Genomic DNA, 14,804 nt, shown 5'->3' with positions numbered 1-14,804 from the left:
CTCGGAAAGTATCTGCATCTTTTCTAACGTTGAGCCTATAACCTCTTGCCCTTGCAGGGTTTGTGTTCCAGTTTCTTGGGAGATTTCGTTCGCCAATTGCGCAGCCTGGGCCATTTTCTGTTCCTGCATCACCTGCTGGGTAATATCTGTCGCGAACTTAACGACCTTGTAGAGCTCTCCTCTGTCGTTATGGATAGGGTTATATGAAGCCTCTAACCACACCTCTTCACCATAACGGTTAACTCGTTTGAATCGCTCTGATGAAAATTGCCCTTTTGCTAAACGTTGCCAAAACTCACGGTAAGCTTGAGAGCTCGACTCTTCCTGATCACAAAACATGCGATGATGCTTCCCTAGAATCTGATCAAGCGTATAACCCATTGTGTTTAGGAAATTATCGTTGGCTTTTAAAACATGGCCATCTAATGTGAACTCAATCACCGCCATAGAACGACTTAATGCATTTAGCATGTCCTCTTGCTCACGGGATGATTTGATCGTTCGCGTAAGTTCAGAAGCAAAAACAAAAAAGCTTTCTACTTCTCTGCGCTCATTTAAAACAGGCTGGATAATCGTTCTTAACCAGGCTTCCTCACCATTACCTTTCCGTACTTGCAATGCCCCATTCCAGAACACTTTATCTTGGACGGCTTTCTTCATTCGATGAAAGTGGTCTGTATTGCGCGAATTTGACGGTACCAATTCAGTAATTGATTTCGTTAAGATCTCATCATCATGTAAGAAAAGTTCTTGCTGTAGTTTGGTATTTGCAGAAGTAATGAGGCCTTTACTATCCAATGTTAAGCGGATCATCTCTTCATCTAAACTGGTTTGGATTTGCTGCAGGATTTGCAACTCCTGCTTTAATCGTTGATTTTCTTGTTGAAGCGACTTATTAAAAAACATGACTTTCTCTCATTTGACCGACCTTCGGATTAGTCAAAGGTTTATTATTTGTATACCGAATAAACTGCAAGCGGCAAAATCGTTTGGTTGCATATTCAAACGCGATTTCTATTTCTTATCAAAGGACCCCGCTGGGAATACGGCGATTTTTTCTCCAGTGTAACCTAAGCGCAGTATACTGAAATTTCTTCAGCACCCAAGTTGTTTATATATTTATCAATATTAAAGCTCTTTATCGCCAATTTGAGGTTTGTATTTGTGGATATACTTATATGGAGAAGTGGTGTGTTCAGATCAATAAGCCTTTTCATTTAAAAAAAGGGCCTTGACTTAGTTCCAATAATTTTCGCCGTTTTACCGCTTTTCCACCCGACTTTTGAGCGATTACCCACTCCTTATTCGCTTGTATTTCTATTAATAGCGCACGGAGGAACCAGCAACAAGCGCATCGATTTGCCCAGTATCAATACGTTGTGGTATCCGCTCATTCAGTTTGCCGTGAAGGTGATGAATCACCACCTCACCAGTCGACTCGTCACGATCAGAAATGAGGCAATGAGGTAATGAGGTAATGAGGTAATGAGGTAATAACGCATGACACCAGAGATTACATTATGTGTCCAACATTGTGCCCACTCCTAAGTTTCATAACTTCCTTCCCTCGGACGCTTCTATCTCTCACCACAGCAACTATGCTTTAAACGACATGTATTCAATTGTCTAGCTTCAACATATGAAGGTTAAGTGAACATAAACAAGCGAAGGAAACAGGGCCATGGAAGTCGATAAAAATGATAAGTTAACAAAAAAATTACAGATAGTGATTCATTGGTCTGTAAGAGTATTGTCGATAGTTATGTTGTTTGTAATCGTCATGGGTGTGATAGATGTTGCATGGACGATATATCAAAAACTTATCACGCCACCTAAACTCATTCTGACGATTTCAGATATGCTAGCCACTTTTGGTGCTTTTATGGCCGTTTTAATTGCTATTGAAATTTTCATCAATATAACTATTTACCTGAGAGAAAATGTTATTCATGTAAAAATCGTCATGGCCACCGCGCTGATGGCAATCTCCCGAAAGGTCATTATTATAGACTTTGAAACCTTGTCTCCAATGTACCTGATTGGAATTGCGGCTGTAGTTCTTAGTATGAGTCTTGGTTACTGGCTGATCCATAAACTGCCCAATAAGAGCCATACTGAATAAACTTCTCAGCCTCCCGAATTTTCAGATACTCTCAAGGCATGAAAAAGTCTTGTCTTAGCACGTTGGAAGCTAATAAATTCCTCCATGCTAGGCTCTATATACTGCGAGACTACAAGAGTATAGAGTAGTGCCTAGGCGGAGAAATTATCGATATTGTTTTCTAGCAGCTAATCTTTGAGTATTGGCACAGCTCAATGGGGGCAAGTGTTGCTCCAGTTCCCCCATCTGATATATACCCTCAACATCTATGCATTTTACTTTCAACTTTTCCGTGGTCCTCTTAAACAAGGTCGTCACGAGTAGCCTGAAGGATTACATCCGGCTAGAAGTAACAGCCAGAAAAGTGATTGTCAGGTGGTCGGTCATCTCGCCGTAAAATTAGCTCTTAACGTATACCTTCAGCTCAGTTTGCGAAAAAGCCTTAAAGGTCAAAGTAACTTTCAATCCCATTCAGAGTGTTGGTCGTGGCCACAGCGGCTAATATCAACCCCATGATCCGACTTACAGCACTAGCTCCTGTATTCCCAATAATCCTGTGTATGTCGCTGGCCATTAATAGCAAGATATAAACAACCAATAGTACCAGCAGCATCATAGCCACGGTCTGGACTTGCTCCCAAATATTAAACCGCACGTTCTCTGTGAGTAAAACGGCGGCTAATATTGCGCCAGGGCTAGCAATTGATGGAATGGCTAGAGGAAAAACTGCTGTATCATGATGACTATTGAGCGTTCTGATTTCTTCTGCTGGTTTACTCTCACCAAATATCATAGTCAAAGCAAACAAGAACAATACGATACCGCCCGAGATTTGAAACGCAGACAAGGGAATACGCATTGCTGTAAGTATGATTTCACCAGCAACAACAAAAAACAGTAGGATAGCAGCGGAGAATAGAGTCGCAAACAGAGCGACCTTACGCTTTGCCACTTCTTCATAGCTTTTTGTGGCTGCGATAAAAACGGGCACAGTACCTATGGGATCGATGACAGCAAAGAAAAAGATAAAAGTTGCCACAAAGTCAATCATGCTACTTCTCCAGTACCAATTTAGCTTTAAGGATAGAAGATCAGCTTGAAGTAGCAGAGAAAATGTTTGACGCTAACATAGCGAGAGCTCATTCAGAAAAACAAAAATGGTGCGTTATTTACAATACAGAACTTACTTCTATCCTATCGATAACTATTAATATCTCAAAGGTAATGACTACCATACCTAACGGTAGTCGCCATCGCTTTAGACTTCTCAGAGAACATCAAAAAAAACAAGTGAACGAGAAGAATATCGACGTCATAAGATAGTGAGGCTTTAGTGTTTATACCAGTGCTCTTTTGACTCCATTTGAGCTTTTACTTCTGCACTATATTCAGCAGTAGGTCGTGCCAATAACCTTGGAATGCCGATAGGTTCTCCGGACTCTAAACAATAGCCATACTCCCCTGCGCTCAAGCGAGCCAACGATCGTTGAATCTTAGGTAACAGCTTTTGCTCTCTATCTATGATTCTTAATGCGATTGCAGATTGCTCCCCACTGGACGCCCTATCGCTTTCGTCACTGAATTCCATTGGCGCAATCATCTCTTCTTTCGCGCGTTCAATATGCGCTAACGTCAATTCATAAAGCTCAAATAATCGGTTTTCAAAAAACGCGAGCTGAGCTTCATTCATATAATCCGCCTCGGGCGCTGCAAGAATTTCTTCTTCTGTCATGACATGCTTTTTCTCTTCGTTCATAGAACCTCCACACCGAGATAAGAGTTCGATCTCTAAATTCCGGACATCTGAACCTGTGCAACTAAACGACAAATAAAGCCGCCAATAAGGTGCAGTACTCGACACAGTAACAAACTGCTTGATGCCAGAGTTAAGATCACCGACTATATTAATTGTTACATTATAACATTACACTATAAAGAGCATGAGCATGAACACCCAGAAACTCCCTGTTACGGTTTTATCCGGCTTTCTAGGCGCAGGAAAAACAACCGTTTTAAGTCATATTCTTAACAATAGACAAGGCAGAAAAGTCGCGGTCATCGTCAACGACATGAGCGAAGTCAACATCGATGCGGCAACTGTTCAGAATGAAGTTTCTCTCAACCACAGTGAAGAAAAGTTGGTTGAAATGAGTAACGGCTGCATCTGTTGTACCCTGCGTGAAGATCTACTTGAAGAAGTCACTAAACTCGCGCAAGAAGGCAGATTCGATTACTTAGTTATCGAGTCCACTGGCATCGCCGAGCCACTTCCCGTTGCAGAGACTTTTACGTTTGCTGATGAAAACGGGCTATCACTTTCAGACGTTGCACGTTTAGACACCATGGTTACGGTGGTTGATGCGATTAACTTTCTGCGTGATTACGATGAAGCTAAGTTCTTAACAGAGACAGCCGAATCCTTAGGTGAAGACGATGAACGCAGCGTCGCCGACTTACTCGTCGATCAAGTCGAGTTCGCTGACGTGATCCTGATAAGTAAAACCGACCTCGCTGAGAAATCAGAAATCGAAAGGCTTCTTGCGATTCTTAAAACCCTAAACACATCGGCCACTATTCTTCCTATCTCGAATGGTGAAGTAGAACTTGATGCCGTACTCGACACACAAAGTTTCAGTTTTGAAAAGGCGCAACAAGCCCCAGGTTGGTTGAAAGAAATGCGAGGCGAGCACATACCTGAAACCGAAGAATACGGCATTTCCAGCTTTGCCTATCATGCGAGACGCCCTTTCCATCCAGAGAAGTTTTACGACTTCCTCCACAATGCGAAAGATTACGGCAAACTGATTCGTTCCAAAGGTTACTTTTGGCTAGCAACCAGACCAGAGTTTGTCGGTCAATGGAGCCAAGCGGGAGGCATCGCACGTTATGGTGTTGCGGGTATGTTTTGGAAAGCAATTCCGAAAGAGGAATGGCCGACGGCTCAAGATTACTTAGATGCTATAAACGACATTTGGCAAGAACCTTATGGCGATATGCGACAAGAATTGGTGTTCATTGGTCAGGGATTAGAGCAAGAGAAATTGATTGCTCGTCTAAACGAATGCTTGTTAACAGAAGATGAGATGGAGCAAGGGCTCGACTATTGGTTATCTCTGGAAGACCCTTTCCCTGAATGGGAACAGTAAACGACTGAGATTCAAAAAAGCCTCCCACCATTCGGGAGGCTTTTTCGTTACACAGAGCCAATTTTGGTATACCGAGCCAATTCAGTAAGTCCGTTCTTGGTACAAGCCGAGATTCAAACATGCACCAAGGGAATCCTCACCAGTACATTCAAACTGTCTTCTTCTGGCTCAACTTAGCTATTTTCTTTGGCCAAGGATCTTCAAATGTTGCCCCCTGTTGCCACTGCTCCAATTCCGCATCCGTTAAAAAGCAGTTTTCCAGCGCATCAATAAACACATCGACTTCGTTTTCTTGCCCAATCACCGTTAAGCGACAACGACGATCACCAAAGCGGCTTTCAACACTGTCTATCTTATCTTGCAGGATTTGACGATGTTCCTCAGTGAAGTTTTGCGATTCGTCATTGATTACCGAAGCGCGCCAAAAGCCTGTAATTTCAAGCCCCACATTGCCGCTTGCTTGGCTCCAAAGCAGTGAAACATCGTCTCGAGTTGGAAACCAAAAGAACCCCTTACTGCGGAACACACCTTTAGTTAAATACTGGTGGCAGGTACTCCACAAACGCGCAGGATGAAAAGGTCGATCATCTTTGATCACTTTGGCGACAAGGCTTTGTTCGTCTTTATCAGAGAGATTCAACGGCTCATTCACCGTCTCACGAAGTTCTGCGATTAACTGCTCAACAAGGAAGAAATTGTAGTCTTGCTCACCTTTCAACATGCGGATATCCAAGTTTCCCCATGACGTTTTGATTATCTCGGTGTAAACATTAAGCGGATGAATCCCCTGCGCGATGTTGCGAACGGTATTGTCATCCACTTTGTCCGTCTTGGTGAGCATGACACGGTTTGAGAACATAATTTGCTCTACCAACAAGTTTTCAACGCCGCGAACACCCTGCTTTACGTTCTCTTGCCACTTCGGAATTAAGGCAGAGCCTTGTCGATAGTCATCTCGCAACCAAGTCGCATCCACCAACGTAATCACGTCTTTGAGAGCGAATGGTGCGTTGTTTTTAAAATACTCAACCAAAGGCAAAGGATGACTACTGCCCGACGTTTCAATCACAATCCATTCTGGCCATTTTTCTGCGCAGAGCTTTTTAAGGGCTTTATCGAGCTGCCTTACACCACTCGGGCTGCTGATGCTGTCTCCACTGATCGTGACAAAGTTGCCCTGCTCTTCACTCACCGCATCGGTATTTAAGATAAGCACGCCATCAACGTCTAACTCACTCATGTCATTCACAATAACGGAAAGATCAATACCAGAAGAATCGGCTTGTTGAAGAATGTTGCGTAAAAAAGTGGTTTTCCCTGACCCGAGAAACCCATGCAAAATAGTGACTGGAATTGATGGCATACCTTTGACCTACAAACTCTGAATAAACACATGTTATAACATAACAATTTGATGAGTTATAGAAGGAATCCAATTGCTGTCTTAGACCCAAAGCTTAAGAATCGGTAAAGACCACAGAGACTGATTTTTCAGAACTCGCCTTCGTTTCTCAGCACGTTTCATCACCAGCAAAGGTCTGACTATTGATAAAAATAATAAGTGGTTACAAAACGACCATTGCTTTGTTTATAAAATTGGAGAAAGATGACAATACAGCGATTTATAGGAGGTGGTGTTATGACTTTAGTTCTTACCGTTCTTATTTTCCTAAGTTGTATTGCGATGCTCGCAATTGGTGTGATGTTTTCACGTAGGCCGATCAAAGGCGGAGATTGTTGCAAAGCGTCCGATGTTGCGGATGTGGGCGCACGTAAAAGAAAAAATCGCAGTCATTATTCTTCTAGGAACACATATTGAGACTCACCTATTGCTCCAACCTCATAACACAAAATAGCATAACTGAGCCCTAACAAATTGTCGGGACTCAGTTTTTCGTTTCTACTAGATAATCAAACTCTGATACTCGCGCCAAAAATGAAGGTTTCTGGATGTTAGGAAGCGACTTCGCGATAGGTAAGTCGGCTTTCATTGCATCAACCGGACGATTACGAACTAAAACTTCAAAATGTAAATGTGGTCCGGTTGAACGACCAGTATTCCCAGAGAGGGCTATTTTTTGCCCACGCTTTATAACTTGACCTTTTTTAACCAAGATTTTATTCAAGTGTAGGTAACGAGTTTTGTACACACTGTTATGTTCAATCACTAAATAATTACCGGCATAAGGGTGCTTGCGGACCGCAATTACTTTTCCATCCCCAGTAGAATAAACTGGCGCACCGATTGGTGTCGCGAAATCCGTTCCGTTATGCGGGGTGACTCTTCCCGTCACTGGGTGTTTACGCTTAGGGTTAAACCCAGAGGTGATTCGGCGGTATGCCCTATCGACAGGATAACGGTTAAACGCTCGCTCCAAACTGTTACTAGCTCTATCATAGAACCGTCCATCCTCGGCTAGAAATGCAGCGACTTCGCCCTTCGCTAAGTTAAAAGAAATAGCCTTAATCTCACTATTGCCAGTTTTGTGTTCACCTAAATATTGCTGTTTCACTAATATATCGAAACGGTCACCGGCTCTAAGAGATCGCGCAAAATCAATCTTATCTTTCATCACCTGCGTAATATTTGCGACGTGGCCTGATGCCAATTCTACTCGATGTGCCGAGACTGAAAAACTCCCTTTGATTTCTCCCGAAAATAAGGTTTCACGCCATTCCCCTGAAATTTCCTGAAATTCGTAAGAGAAGGAGCCATCGTTTTCTCTAGTGTAGATAGCCTTCTCTACAAGGCTCATATGATAAATTAGTCGACTCAATTGCCCCATGTCATCCATCACTAATTCAAGCTCTTCTCCGGGCTCAATCATATCTAGCTGGAGGTGATCAAGATCAACTGAGAGAATTTGCTGCAAAATACCGTAAGGGAGACCCAATTGAGCGAAGATACCACTGAGCGTATCTCCCACTTTAACTATGTAGTGTATTTGTTTAGGTTTAGGCAACGGAGTCAAACTGCTATCTGAGGGAACCACTATCTTTGATGATGGAGGTGGTGACGAATCACTGCTTTGATTCAGTTGAGTGCTGTGACTATCTTGATTTGGCTCATCCTCTGTAGGTAGAAGCAAAGCGACCGAAAAACAAAACACAGCAACGATTAAAGCAATAAATTTAAACTGACTCATGAGAAACTAAGTATCAATAACAACGATTGTTATGTTATAACATATCTAGGATTGTTTTTACTCAGTTTAGTAAACGTTTATTCAGTTCACTGGATTGGCTAAGAGAAGACCAGTCATTCAACCCATTCTCTTTGAGAAGGCTCAATAATGAACACATTCAATTCAGCACTTATCGTTGCAGGAACACACGGAAACGAACTTTCTGGTATTTATTTACATAAACTAATCAAAGAAAAACGTTACTCTGTCAATAGATCAACCTTTTCAGCCTGCTCGATCATCGCAAACTCCGAAGCAGCAAAACACAACGTCCGATACATCGATACAGACTTAAATCGCGAGTTCTCAGCAATGAATAGCAATCATTGTCCTGATTTGCATGAAAGCAAGATTGCACATCAATTTATCGAGAAATATGCAAACCAAGAAAAACTGTTGATTGTTGACCTGCACAATACAACAAGCAATATGGGAGCGACGTTGATTTTGCTTTCTAACGATGTGTTTTATCGGAAACTGGGCGCGTACGTCAAACAACGAATGCCATCAGCACATGTCCTTTTCGAAGAGCGAAAAGAATGGCAAGAGCAACCTTACCTTTGTACTGCTGGGCAATATGGAATAATGATTGAGGTCGGGGCGCAAGCACATGGTGCGCTAGAGTACAGTACGTTGGAGTTGATGAAACAGATGCTTACCGCAGTATTGGACTATGTTGAAAAGCACAACCTCAACCAAATAGGCTTACTGAGCGATTATGAGGCGTTTTTTTACACCGAAGAAATCAGGGTTCCACTTGATCAAGAGGGTATGCGGCAAGCACTAGTACACCCTACTATTTGTGGCAGAGATTTTGAGGCGGTCAAACCAGGAGCACCTTTATTAGCGACTTTCGCTGGTTATGATATCCATTGGAATGGCAAAGGGGAAATTTACCCGCACTTTATCAATGAGAGCGCCTACAGTACCGCAAATATAGCAATGGCCCTCGCTAAAAAAAGACGTGTTTCTTCCGTGTAACTTAAAGCAAGTAATTAGGCCACGTGTAACGTGGATACCTCCCCCCATGAATAAAACTGTGCCTGAACCGCATAGGCAGAAAATACGGGTACTAACCCCACCCTAATACGGCAGCATAAGTGCCCTAAGCGCAGCTTTAAAAGAAACCCCACTAGAATTTTAAGGAGGTAAGACATTATGGTTAAAAGGAGAGTTTTCTCTTTTCTATCATGATGCCTTCTCCAAACATCGAAATAATCTATCTTCAAATTGGTCATCTAGACCGGAAGAGATCAGTTCTAGGCGGCTTTCTGAACACTCGTCTAGTTCAAACTCTGTGAGTCCATCTGATGTTAGATTGTAACCAAAAATACCGCTTCCCGTGATAAAAACCGCTTTCATTCGTTCGACCTTGAGGTCGAGCAGCAATAATCTCAGCTTTTGATGATCGAACACGTTTTCAGCGGATATACGCCAACCGATACTGTAGAAACCTTCCCCCTGATTGGTTGCTTTTAGAATGCCGCTCTCAGGCATAGGCAACTCAGGAACAAGTGACTTTTTCTCTCTTTCACGATAAAGAACAGAGGGCGTTTTTTGCACGTCAATACGAGTCGCTCCCTCACATTCATGAAAAGGGATAGCGCCATGTTCAGCGAAAATCACTTTTGTTTCCCGCAGACCGAGCTTTGCTATATAAGCCGTCAGCTTTTGCTCATCTTCATCTTGATAGAGATCGCGCTTATTACCTACCACTGTATCTGCGATAGTGATTTGCTGGTTAAACGTTTCATGCTCAGTGTACTTAGGATCCGATAGTTTACGTGCATCGACTAAAGTAATGTTTTTTTGCAAAGCGAGAATTTGACGATAATACTCGGTCGATAGCACTTGCAGTACTTCTTTAGGATGACCAAGGCCTGTAGGTTCAATCAACAATCGATCTGGCCTTGCTTCAGACAATAATTGATTTAAGGCGATTTGCATCGGAAGACCTGCTGCACAGCACATACATCCCCCGGGGACCTCTCGAATAAACACTTGGTCTTGTTGTTTTTTTTGGCCTTGTAACAAGCTGCCATCAATACCAACTTCGCCAAATTCATTGACCAATACAGCCCAACGTTCATGACTCGGTTTATGGGTCAATAAGTGCATTATTGCCGATGTTTTCCCCACCCCGAGAAAGCCAGTGATGATGTTAGTCGGCACTCGCGAAATCAGTGGCTTATTAAAGTTCATTGGCAATTCTCCGGTAGCCTTGGACTAGTTCATGGTTGGCAGAAACGACGGATTCGGAAAAAGCTGAATATTCTGGCGGCACTTTAGAGATACTCTCTAAATCAAAACCGACACCAATATTGGTCATCGGTGGTACATGGAAATAAGCGGGTAAATCGAGGCCATCGACGACACAGTTATGACGAATAACACACCTCTCACCGATGACGCTATTGAACACGACGGAGTTGAAGCCAATGAAAACATCATCACAAACCTGGCAAGGACCATGAATAATCGAACGATGAGCAATGGATGAGCGCTCACCAATGGTCACCGCAGCCCCTGCCTTAGAGTGAATTACGACACCATCTTGGATATTGGTGTCACGTTTGATGACGATAGCTTCCATGTCTCCATGGTTATTAACTTCGTCAGCTCGAATAACAGCATAGGGTCCAATAAAAACGTTATCCTCAATAATGACTTTGCCACAGATAATAGCGGTTGGATCGATAAAGGCTGTTGAGGACACCTGTGGCATATGGCCCGTTGGGTTTCTTCTTAACATAATGCTTCCAGTTTGTTTATGGCTCTTTTTTTACGGTCAGCGACTTAACGATTGAAGGATAAACGCATCGCTCCAGCTGGTTTATCGATGACTTTGTTATTGGCATAAACTAGCGCGCCATTGACCCAAGTCTTTTGAATTTGAGCTGAAAATTCATGTCCAGCAAAAGGCGACCAACCACAGTGATATAAACTGTTTTCGTTGCTAACTCGTGTTGGGGTATGAGCATCAACCAACACCAAATCGGCGTAGTAACCTTCACGAATAAAACCTCGGCCTTGAATGCCATAGCGAATGGCCGGGTTGTGCGCAGTTTTTTCGACTACTTGAGTCAAACTCATATGACCTAAACGGACATGCTCGAAGAGAGTAAGTAACGCATGCTGAACTAACGGCAGTCCGGCTGGAGCCTGCTCGTAAGGCACTTGTTTTTCTTGCCAAGTGTGAGGAGCGTGGTCTGTTGCAATGATATCTATTTGCCCCGTATTTAACGCTTTTAACAACGCATCGCGGTCACTAGGAAACTTGATTGAAGGATTACATTTGATCAAATTACCAAGAGCGCCATAATCTTTGTTGCTGAACCAAAGATGGTGAACACAAGCCTCCGCGGTGATTGATTTATCTCGAATGTCTCCCTCGTCAAAAAGTGCTAGCTCCTTCGCCGTTGTGATGTGCAGCACATGCAGTTGGCTGTGATACTTTTTGGCAAGTTCTACCGCATAAGAAGATGAAGCGTAACAGGCCTCTTCGTCACGCAAAATGGGATGGTCTTCGATAGTGAAACCTGGCTTCTTAAGCCTTTGCTTTTGCTGGTTTTGTTTAATAACAGTTCCACTTTCACAATGAGTAACAATGAGTACTGGAGAGTCACGAAAAATTGACTCTAACGCTTGCGGATCTTCGACTAACAAATTTCCTGTTGATGCCCCCATAAATACTTTCACACCACAATGTTGTTTGGGGTTAAGTTGTTTAATCTGTTCAAGATTGTCTTCGGTTGCACCGAGGTAGAAAGAATAATTCGCAAACGAGCTTTCTTTAGCGAGAGCGAACTTGCGCTCTAACGAGTCAATAGTCGTTGTAGCCGGACTAACATTGGGCATTTCCATGTAGCTTGTAATACCGCCGGCCACCGCTGCCCGCGACTCACTTGCAATTGTGCCTTTATGTGTCAGCCCTGGCTCTCGGAAATGCACTTGATCGTCAATCATGCCTGGCAGTAAGTAAGCCCCTTTAGCATCAATTACAATATCTCCGTGTTGTACGGATATATTAGTAGCAATCTTGTCAATTCTTTGATCAACAATACGTAAATCTGTTTCGGTAATGGCTCTTTCGTTGACCACCCGAGCGTTTTTAATCAATGTTGCTGACATAATTCATTCTTTAGATAATTTGAAAAGGTGGCTAATACTCGGTCACCTTGTGAAGCTATAAGGGGAAATCGTGTGTCCGCCTCATAGCGGGCGCTTTGCGCATTCATCGCAAACACAGGAAATCTCAAATTGTGGGCTAAGAACAGTGAAGCCTTCTTGTATGGCTTTCGCACATACGCTAGAAATAACATTGGCTTCAACCGCTATTTCACTAACCTTTCCACACTGAGAGCAAATCAAAAACTGTGGAACGCCATGCTCCTGATCGCACGCGATTTGAGAACAAACGACGTATTTACTAGATGTATTGAGCTTATGGACAAAGTGCTCTGCTTCAAGGAAATCGAGTATTCGATAAACCGACATCGCTTGAATGTTTTGAGAAAAGTTGTGATTGCAGTAGTCAACTAGTTCGTAGGCAGAAAGCGGCTTCTCCGCATATAGCAGTGAAGTCAGTATCAATTTCCGTTTAGTAGTAAGTTGTTTACCTCGCAGCAGGCAGATTTTCTCTACCTGCTTCATGACGTCATCTACCGTTTTGAGCTTTCTCATATCTCTAGATGAAATCCAATGTGAGTAGTAAGCGACGTTCATTGTCTGCAACATGTGGAGAGCGATGTATAACTCCAGTGGCTTCATTGCCTTCCCAACCACTTCCTTTGAGCAGGGCAACATCGCCAGGCTGCATTCGTCGTATTGCACTTTCAGAGTCGTATAATCCCGATAGGTGATCAGGTTGACCAAGACTACCGGCACCGAGTTTAGTGCGATCAATGGTATCGTTGGTTAACCATTCGGTCGCTCGGCCGGTATAAGTTATGACAAGTCTGCAAGGCACACGATCAAAGTGAAATTTCGGGCACATCGGGCTGTCTAGGCGAGTTAGCCTCAAACCTGCTTCTTTAACCTCAAACAAACAGCAGAACATATCGACGATTAAAGCAACATCTTCACTCAGCGCATCAGCACACGCATAGCCCTCTAACTTGCTTCGTACCCATTGTGCAGCATCATCTGGCGTGACACTTTGTACCAGTGCCAATCTAGGCTCCTGTGCCAGCATCAGATTAATGTCCTTCGTCAACTCTTTCGAGAGCGTTCGCTGCCATATGGCAATATTGTGCTCTGGTTTGTAGATGTCGCTAAGTATGTTCGCTGATGTCGATATCGCCAACGATGATGTTGTTTGGACACGAAGCGGGTTCTCAACTACATCAATGCTCATATATCTTCCTCCCAAGCGTTAAAAAGGTCAGGTAAAGGTTTTAATAACGTTGATTTTCTAGGGCTATGAGACCTAGTAATCGTTACGATTTCGCTCTAGTTCACGGACATATTGACACAGTCCCACCCCATGTAGAGTCAAGTCAGACAACGCTTGTGAAGAAATCAACGTTTACTCTCAATAGGAGACTACTGGTTGTGAGATCAATTCTTTAAACAACAAATTGTAGAGCCCCAAACAAGGCAATGTTATAACATAACAATTAATCTTTTCAATATTTACCTTTTTTGATTAAAGATAATTAGGGGAACATCATGAGCATGCGAGCACGGAAATTATATTCCGCGATTAGAAAAGTAACGCGTAGGTGAATCGCCATAGACCCGACGAAACATCGCGATAAAGTTGCTGGGCGTCGAATAACCTAAAGCATGTGCAATATCTCCCACCGATTCCCCTCGAGCTATCATTTCTAATGAATGTATTAGCAGTACTTGTTGCCGCCATTCACTAAAACTCATGTTTAACTCACTTCGAATCAATCGTCTTAACGTCCGAGATGAGACTGCCCCAATATTGGCCCAATGCTCCACAGAATGTTTGCTGTTTGGGTCTATTAAAATTGCTTGAGTAACTTTTTGCAGTCTCGGATCTCTGGGCAGTGGGATGTGGAGTGACTCATGAGGGCTATTGACGATTTCATCGGATATTACGGCAAGAATACGTAAAGACTGTATGGATAGATCGTCTGTTTTGCTCCATATCGATGCTCTAACCGATAGGGCTTTCAACATATCGCTCAGTTGGATCACACAAGGTCCCATTGGAAACCACTCACAACTCTCTGGAGTAAACAGTAATGAACGACCTTTCAGAGAACCACAAAAATAAACACTGTGCATCGAACCCGGGGGGATCCAACCAGCTCGGTGAGGTGGTAGTATCCACGTTCCTTCATCGGTTTTGACCTGAATTAGCCCTTCATCTATACACAGTAACTGGCCTCGATGATGACT

Annotated in this window: 13 protein-coding genes and 1 pseudogene; 3 read left to right on the top strand and 11 right to left on the bottom strand. The window is 43.1% G+C overall.

Annotated features, from left to right (window positions below; genetic code table 11):
* Positions 1–126: 126 nt before the first annotated feature.
* Positions 127–813: pseudogene (locus R7E51_RS24120) on the bottom strand (PAS domain-containing protein); the annotation flags it as partial.
* Between the two features lie 868 nt (positions 814–1,681).
* Between R7E51_RS24120 and R7E51_RS14225 the strand changes: the two are divergent.
* Positions 1,682–2,122, top strand: a complete 441-nt coding sequence (locus R7E51_RS14225) for a phosphate-starvation-inducible PsiE family protein (RefSeq protein WP_005375731.1) — start codon at positions 1,682–1,684, stop codon at positions 2,120–2,122.
* Positions 2,123–2,543: 421 nt separating this feature from the next.
* On the opposite strand, the gene R7E51_RS14220 is transcribed toward R7E51_RS14225, so the two are convergent.
* Complete coding sequence (locus tag R7E51_RS14220) at positions 2,544–3,152, bottom strand: MarC family protein (RefSeq protein WP_017821065.1); 609 nt, start codon at positions 3,150–3,152, stop codon at positions 2,544–2,546.
* A gap of 279 nt (positions 3,153–3,431) precedes the next feature.
* Complete coding sequence (locus R7E51_RS14215; protein WP_206957578.1) at positions 3,432–3,857, bottom strand: TraR/DksA C4-type zinc finger protein; 426 nt, start codon at positions 3,855–3,857, stop codon at positions 3,432–3,434.
* A 190-nt stretch (positions 3,858–4,047) separates the two neighbouring features.
* On the opposite strand from R7E51_RS14215, the gene zigA reads away from it, so the two are divergent.
* Positions 4,048–5,247 (top strand): zinc metallochaperone GTPase ZigA, encoded by a 1,200-nt coding sequence (gene zigA, locus R7E51_RS14210; RefSeq protein ID WP_017821067.1) that lies wholly within the window; start codon positions 4,048–4,050, stop codon positions 5,245–5,247.
* 148 nt (positions 5,248–5,395) lie between these two features.
* On the opposite strand, the gene R7E51_RS14205 is transcribed toward zigA, so the two are convergent.
* The gene (locus R7E51_RS14205) at positions 5,396–6,610 is read right to left on the bottom strand and encodes a CobW family GTP-binding protein (RefSeq protein WP_176311604.1); all 1,215 of its coding nucleotides are present in this window, start codon (positions 6,608–6,610) and stop codon (positions 5,396–5,398) included.
* Positions 6,611–7,133: 523 nt separating this feature from the next.
* Complete coding sequence (locus R7E51_RS14200) at positions 7,134–8,393, bottom strand: peptidoglycan DD-metalloendopeptidase family protein (protein WP_206957579.1); 1,260 nt, start codon at positions 8,391–8,393, stop codon at positions 7,134–7,136.
* Positions 8,394–8,540: 147 nt separating this feature from the next.
* On the opposite strand from R7E51_RS14200, the gene R7E51_RS14195 reads away from it, so the two are divergent.
* Positions 8,541–9,413: an aspartoacylase gene (locus R7E51_RS14195; RefSeq protein WP_017821070.1), complete on the top strand. Its 873-nt coding sequence runs from the start codon at positions 8,541–8,543 to the stop codon at positions 9,411–9,413.
* 207 nt (positions 9,414–9,620) lie between these two features.
* Here the strand turns inward: R7E51_RS14195 and R7E51_RS14190 are convergent, their stop codons facing one another.
* From R7E51_RS14190 to R7E51_RS14165, 6 genes are all read right to left on the bottom strand, one after another.
* Positions 9,621–10,634 (bottom strand): CobW family GTP-binding protein, encoded by a 1,014-nt coding sequence (locus tag R7E51_RS14190; protein ID WP_021707804.1) that lies wholly within the window; start codon positions 10,632–10,634, stop codon positions 9,621–9,623.
* Positions 10,624–11,184 carry a carbonate dehydratase gene (locus R7E51_RS14185; protein WP_017821071.1) on the bottom strand — a complete coding sequence of 187 codons (561 nt, stop codon included), beginning with the start codon at positions 11,182–11,184 and terminating at the stop codon, positions 10,624–10,626. The genes R7E51_RS14190 and R7E51_RS14185 overlap by 11 nt, the downstream gene beginning before the upstream one ends.
* A gap of 44 nt (positions 11,185–11,228) precedes the next feature.
* Positions 11,229–12,563 carry a dihydroorotase gene (locus R7E51_RS14180; RefSeq protein WP_017821072.1) on the bottom strand — a complete coding sequence of 445 codons (1,335 nt, stop codon included), beginning with the start codon at positions 12,561–12,563 and terminating at the stop codon, positions 11,229–11,231.
* 81 nt (positions 12,564–12,644) lie between these two features.
* Entirely contained in the window at positions 12,645–13,115 is a 471-nt protein-coding gene (locus tag R7E51_RS14175) for a Fur family transcriptional regulator (protein ID WP_025767649.1), read from the bottom strand.
* Positions 13,116–13,119: 4 nt separating this feature from the next.
* Positions 13,120–13,788: a DUF1826 domain-containing protein gene (locus R7E51_RS14170; RefSeq protein WP_053303733.1), complete on the bottom strand. Its 669-nt coding sequence runs from the start codon at positions 13,786–13,788 to the stop codon at positions 13,120–13,122.
* Between the two features lie 335 nt (positions 13,789–14,123).
* On the bottom strand, positions 14,124–14,804 hold a 681-nt coding region (locus R7E51_RS14165), incomplete at its 5' end, for an AraC family transcriptional regulator (protein WP_318128312.1).

It is taken from the genome of Vibrio sp. Vb1166 (genome assembly GCF_033338695.1).
In the GTDB taxonomy this organism is placed as follows: Bacteria; Pseudomonadota; Gammaproteobacteria; order Enterobacterales; family Vibrionaceae; genus Vibrio; species Vibrio alginolyticus.
The sequence above is the reverse complement of the archived record's forward strand: the minus strand, read 5'-3'. Positions and strand labels throughout refer to the sequence as shown.

What these genes read in the sequence shown, in the direction of transcription:
- R7E51_RS14225 (WP_005375731.1), top strand. Translation starts at nt 1,682, where the DNA reads ATGGAAGTCGATAAAAATGATAAGTTAACAAAAAAATTACAGATAGTG.
- R7E51_RS14220 (WP_017821065.1), bottom strand. Translation starts at nt 3,152, where the DNA reads ATGATTGACTTTGTGGCAACTTTTATCTTTTTCTTTGCTGTCATCGAT.
- R7E51_RS14215 (WP_206957578.1), bottom strand. Translation starts at nt 3,857, where the DNA reads ATGAACGAAGAGAAAAAGCATGTCATGACAGAAGAAGAAATTCTTGCA.
- zigA (WP_017821067.1), top strand. Translation starts at nt 4,048, where the DNA reads ATGAACACCCAGAAACTCCCTGTTACGGTTTTATCCGGCTTTCTAGGC.
- R7E51_RS14205 (WP_176311604.1), bottom strand. Translation starts at nt 6,610, where the DNA reads ATGCCATCAATTCCAGTCACTATTTTGCATGGGTTTCTCGGGTCAGGG.
- R7E51_RS14200 (WP_206957579.1), bottom strand. Translation starts at nt 8,393, where the DNA reads ATGAGTCAGTTTAAATTTATTGCTTTAATCGTTGCTGTGTTTTGTTTT.
- R7E51_RS14195 (WP_017821070.1), top strand. Translation starts at nt 8,541, where the DNA reads ATGAACACATTCAATTCAGCACTTATCGTTGCAGGAACACACGGAAAC.
- R7E51_RS14190 (WP_021707804.1), bottom strand. Translation starts at nt 10,634, where the DNA reads ATGAACTTTAATAAGCCACTGATTTCGCGAGTGCCGACTAACATCATC.
- R7E51_RS14185 (WP_017821071.1), bottom strand. Translation starts at nt 11,184, where the DNA reads ATGTTAAGAAGAAACCCAACGGGCCATATGCCACAGGTGTCCTCAACA.
- R7E51_RS14180 (WP_017821072.1), bottom strand. Translation starts at nt 12,563, where the DNA reads ATGTCAGCAACATTGATTAAAAACGCTCGGGTGGTCAACGAAAGAGCC.
- R7E51_RS14175 (WP_025767649.1), bottom strand. Translation starts at nt 13,115, where the DNA reads ATGAGAAAGCTCAAAACGGTAGATGACGTCATGAAGCAGGTAGAGAAA.
- R7E51_RS14170 (WP_053303733.1), bottom strand. Translation starts at nt 13,788, where the DNA reads ATGAGCATTGATGTAGTTGAGAACCCGCTTCGTGTCCAAACAACATCA.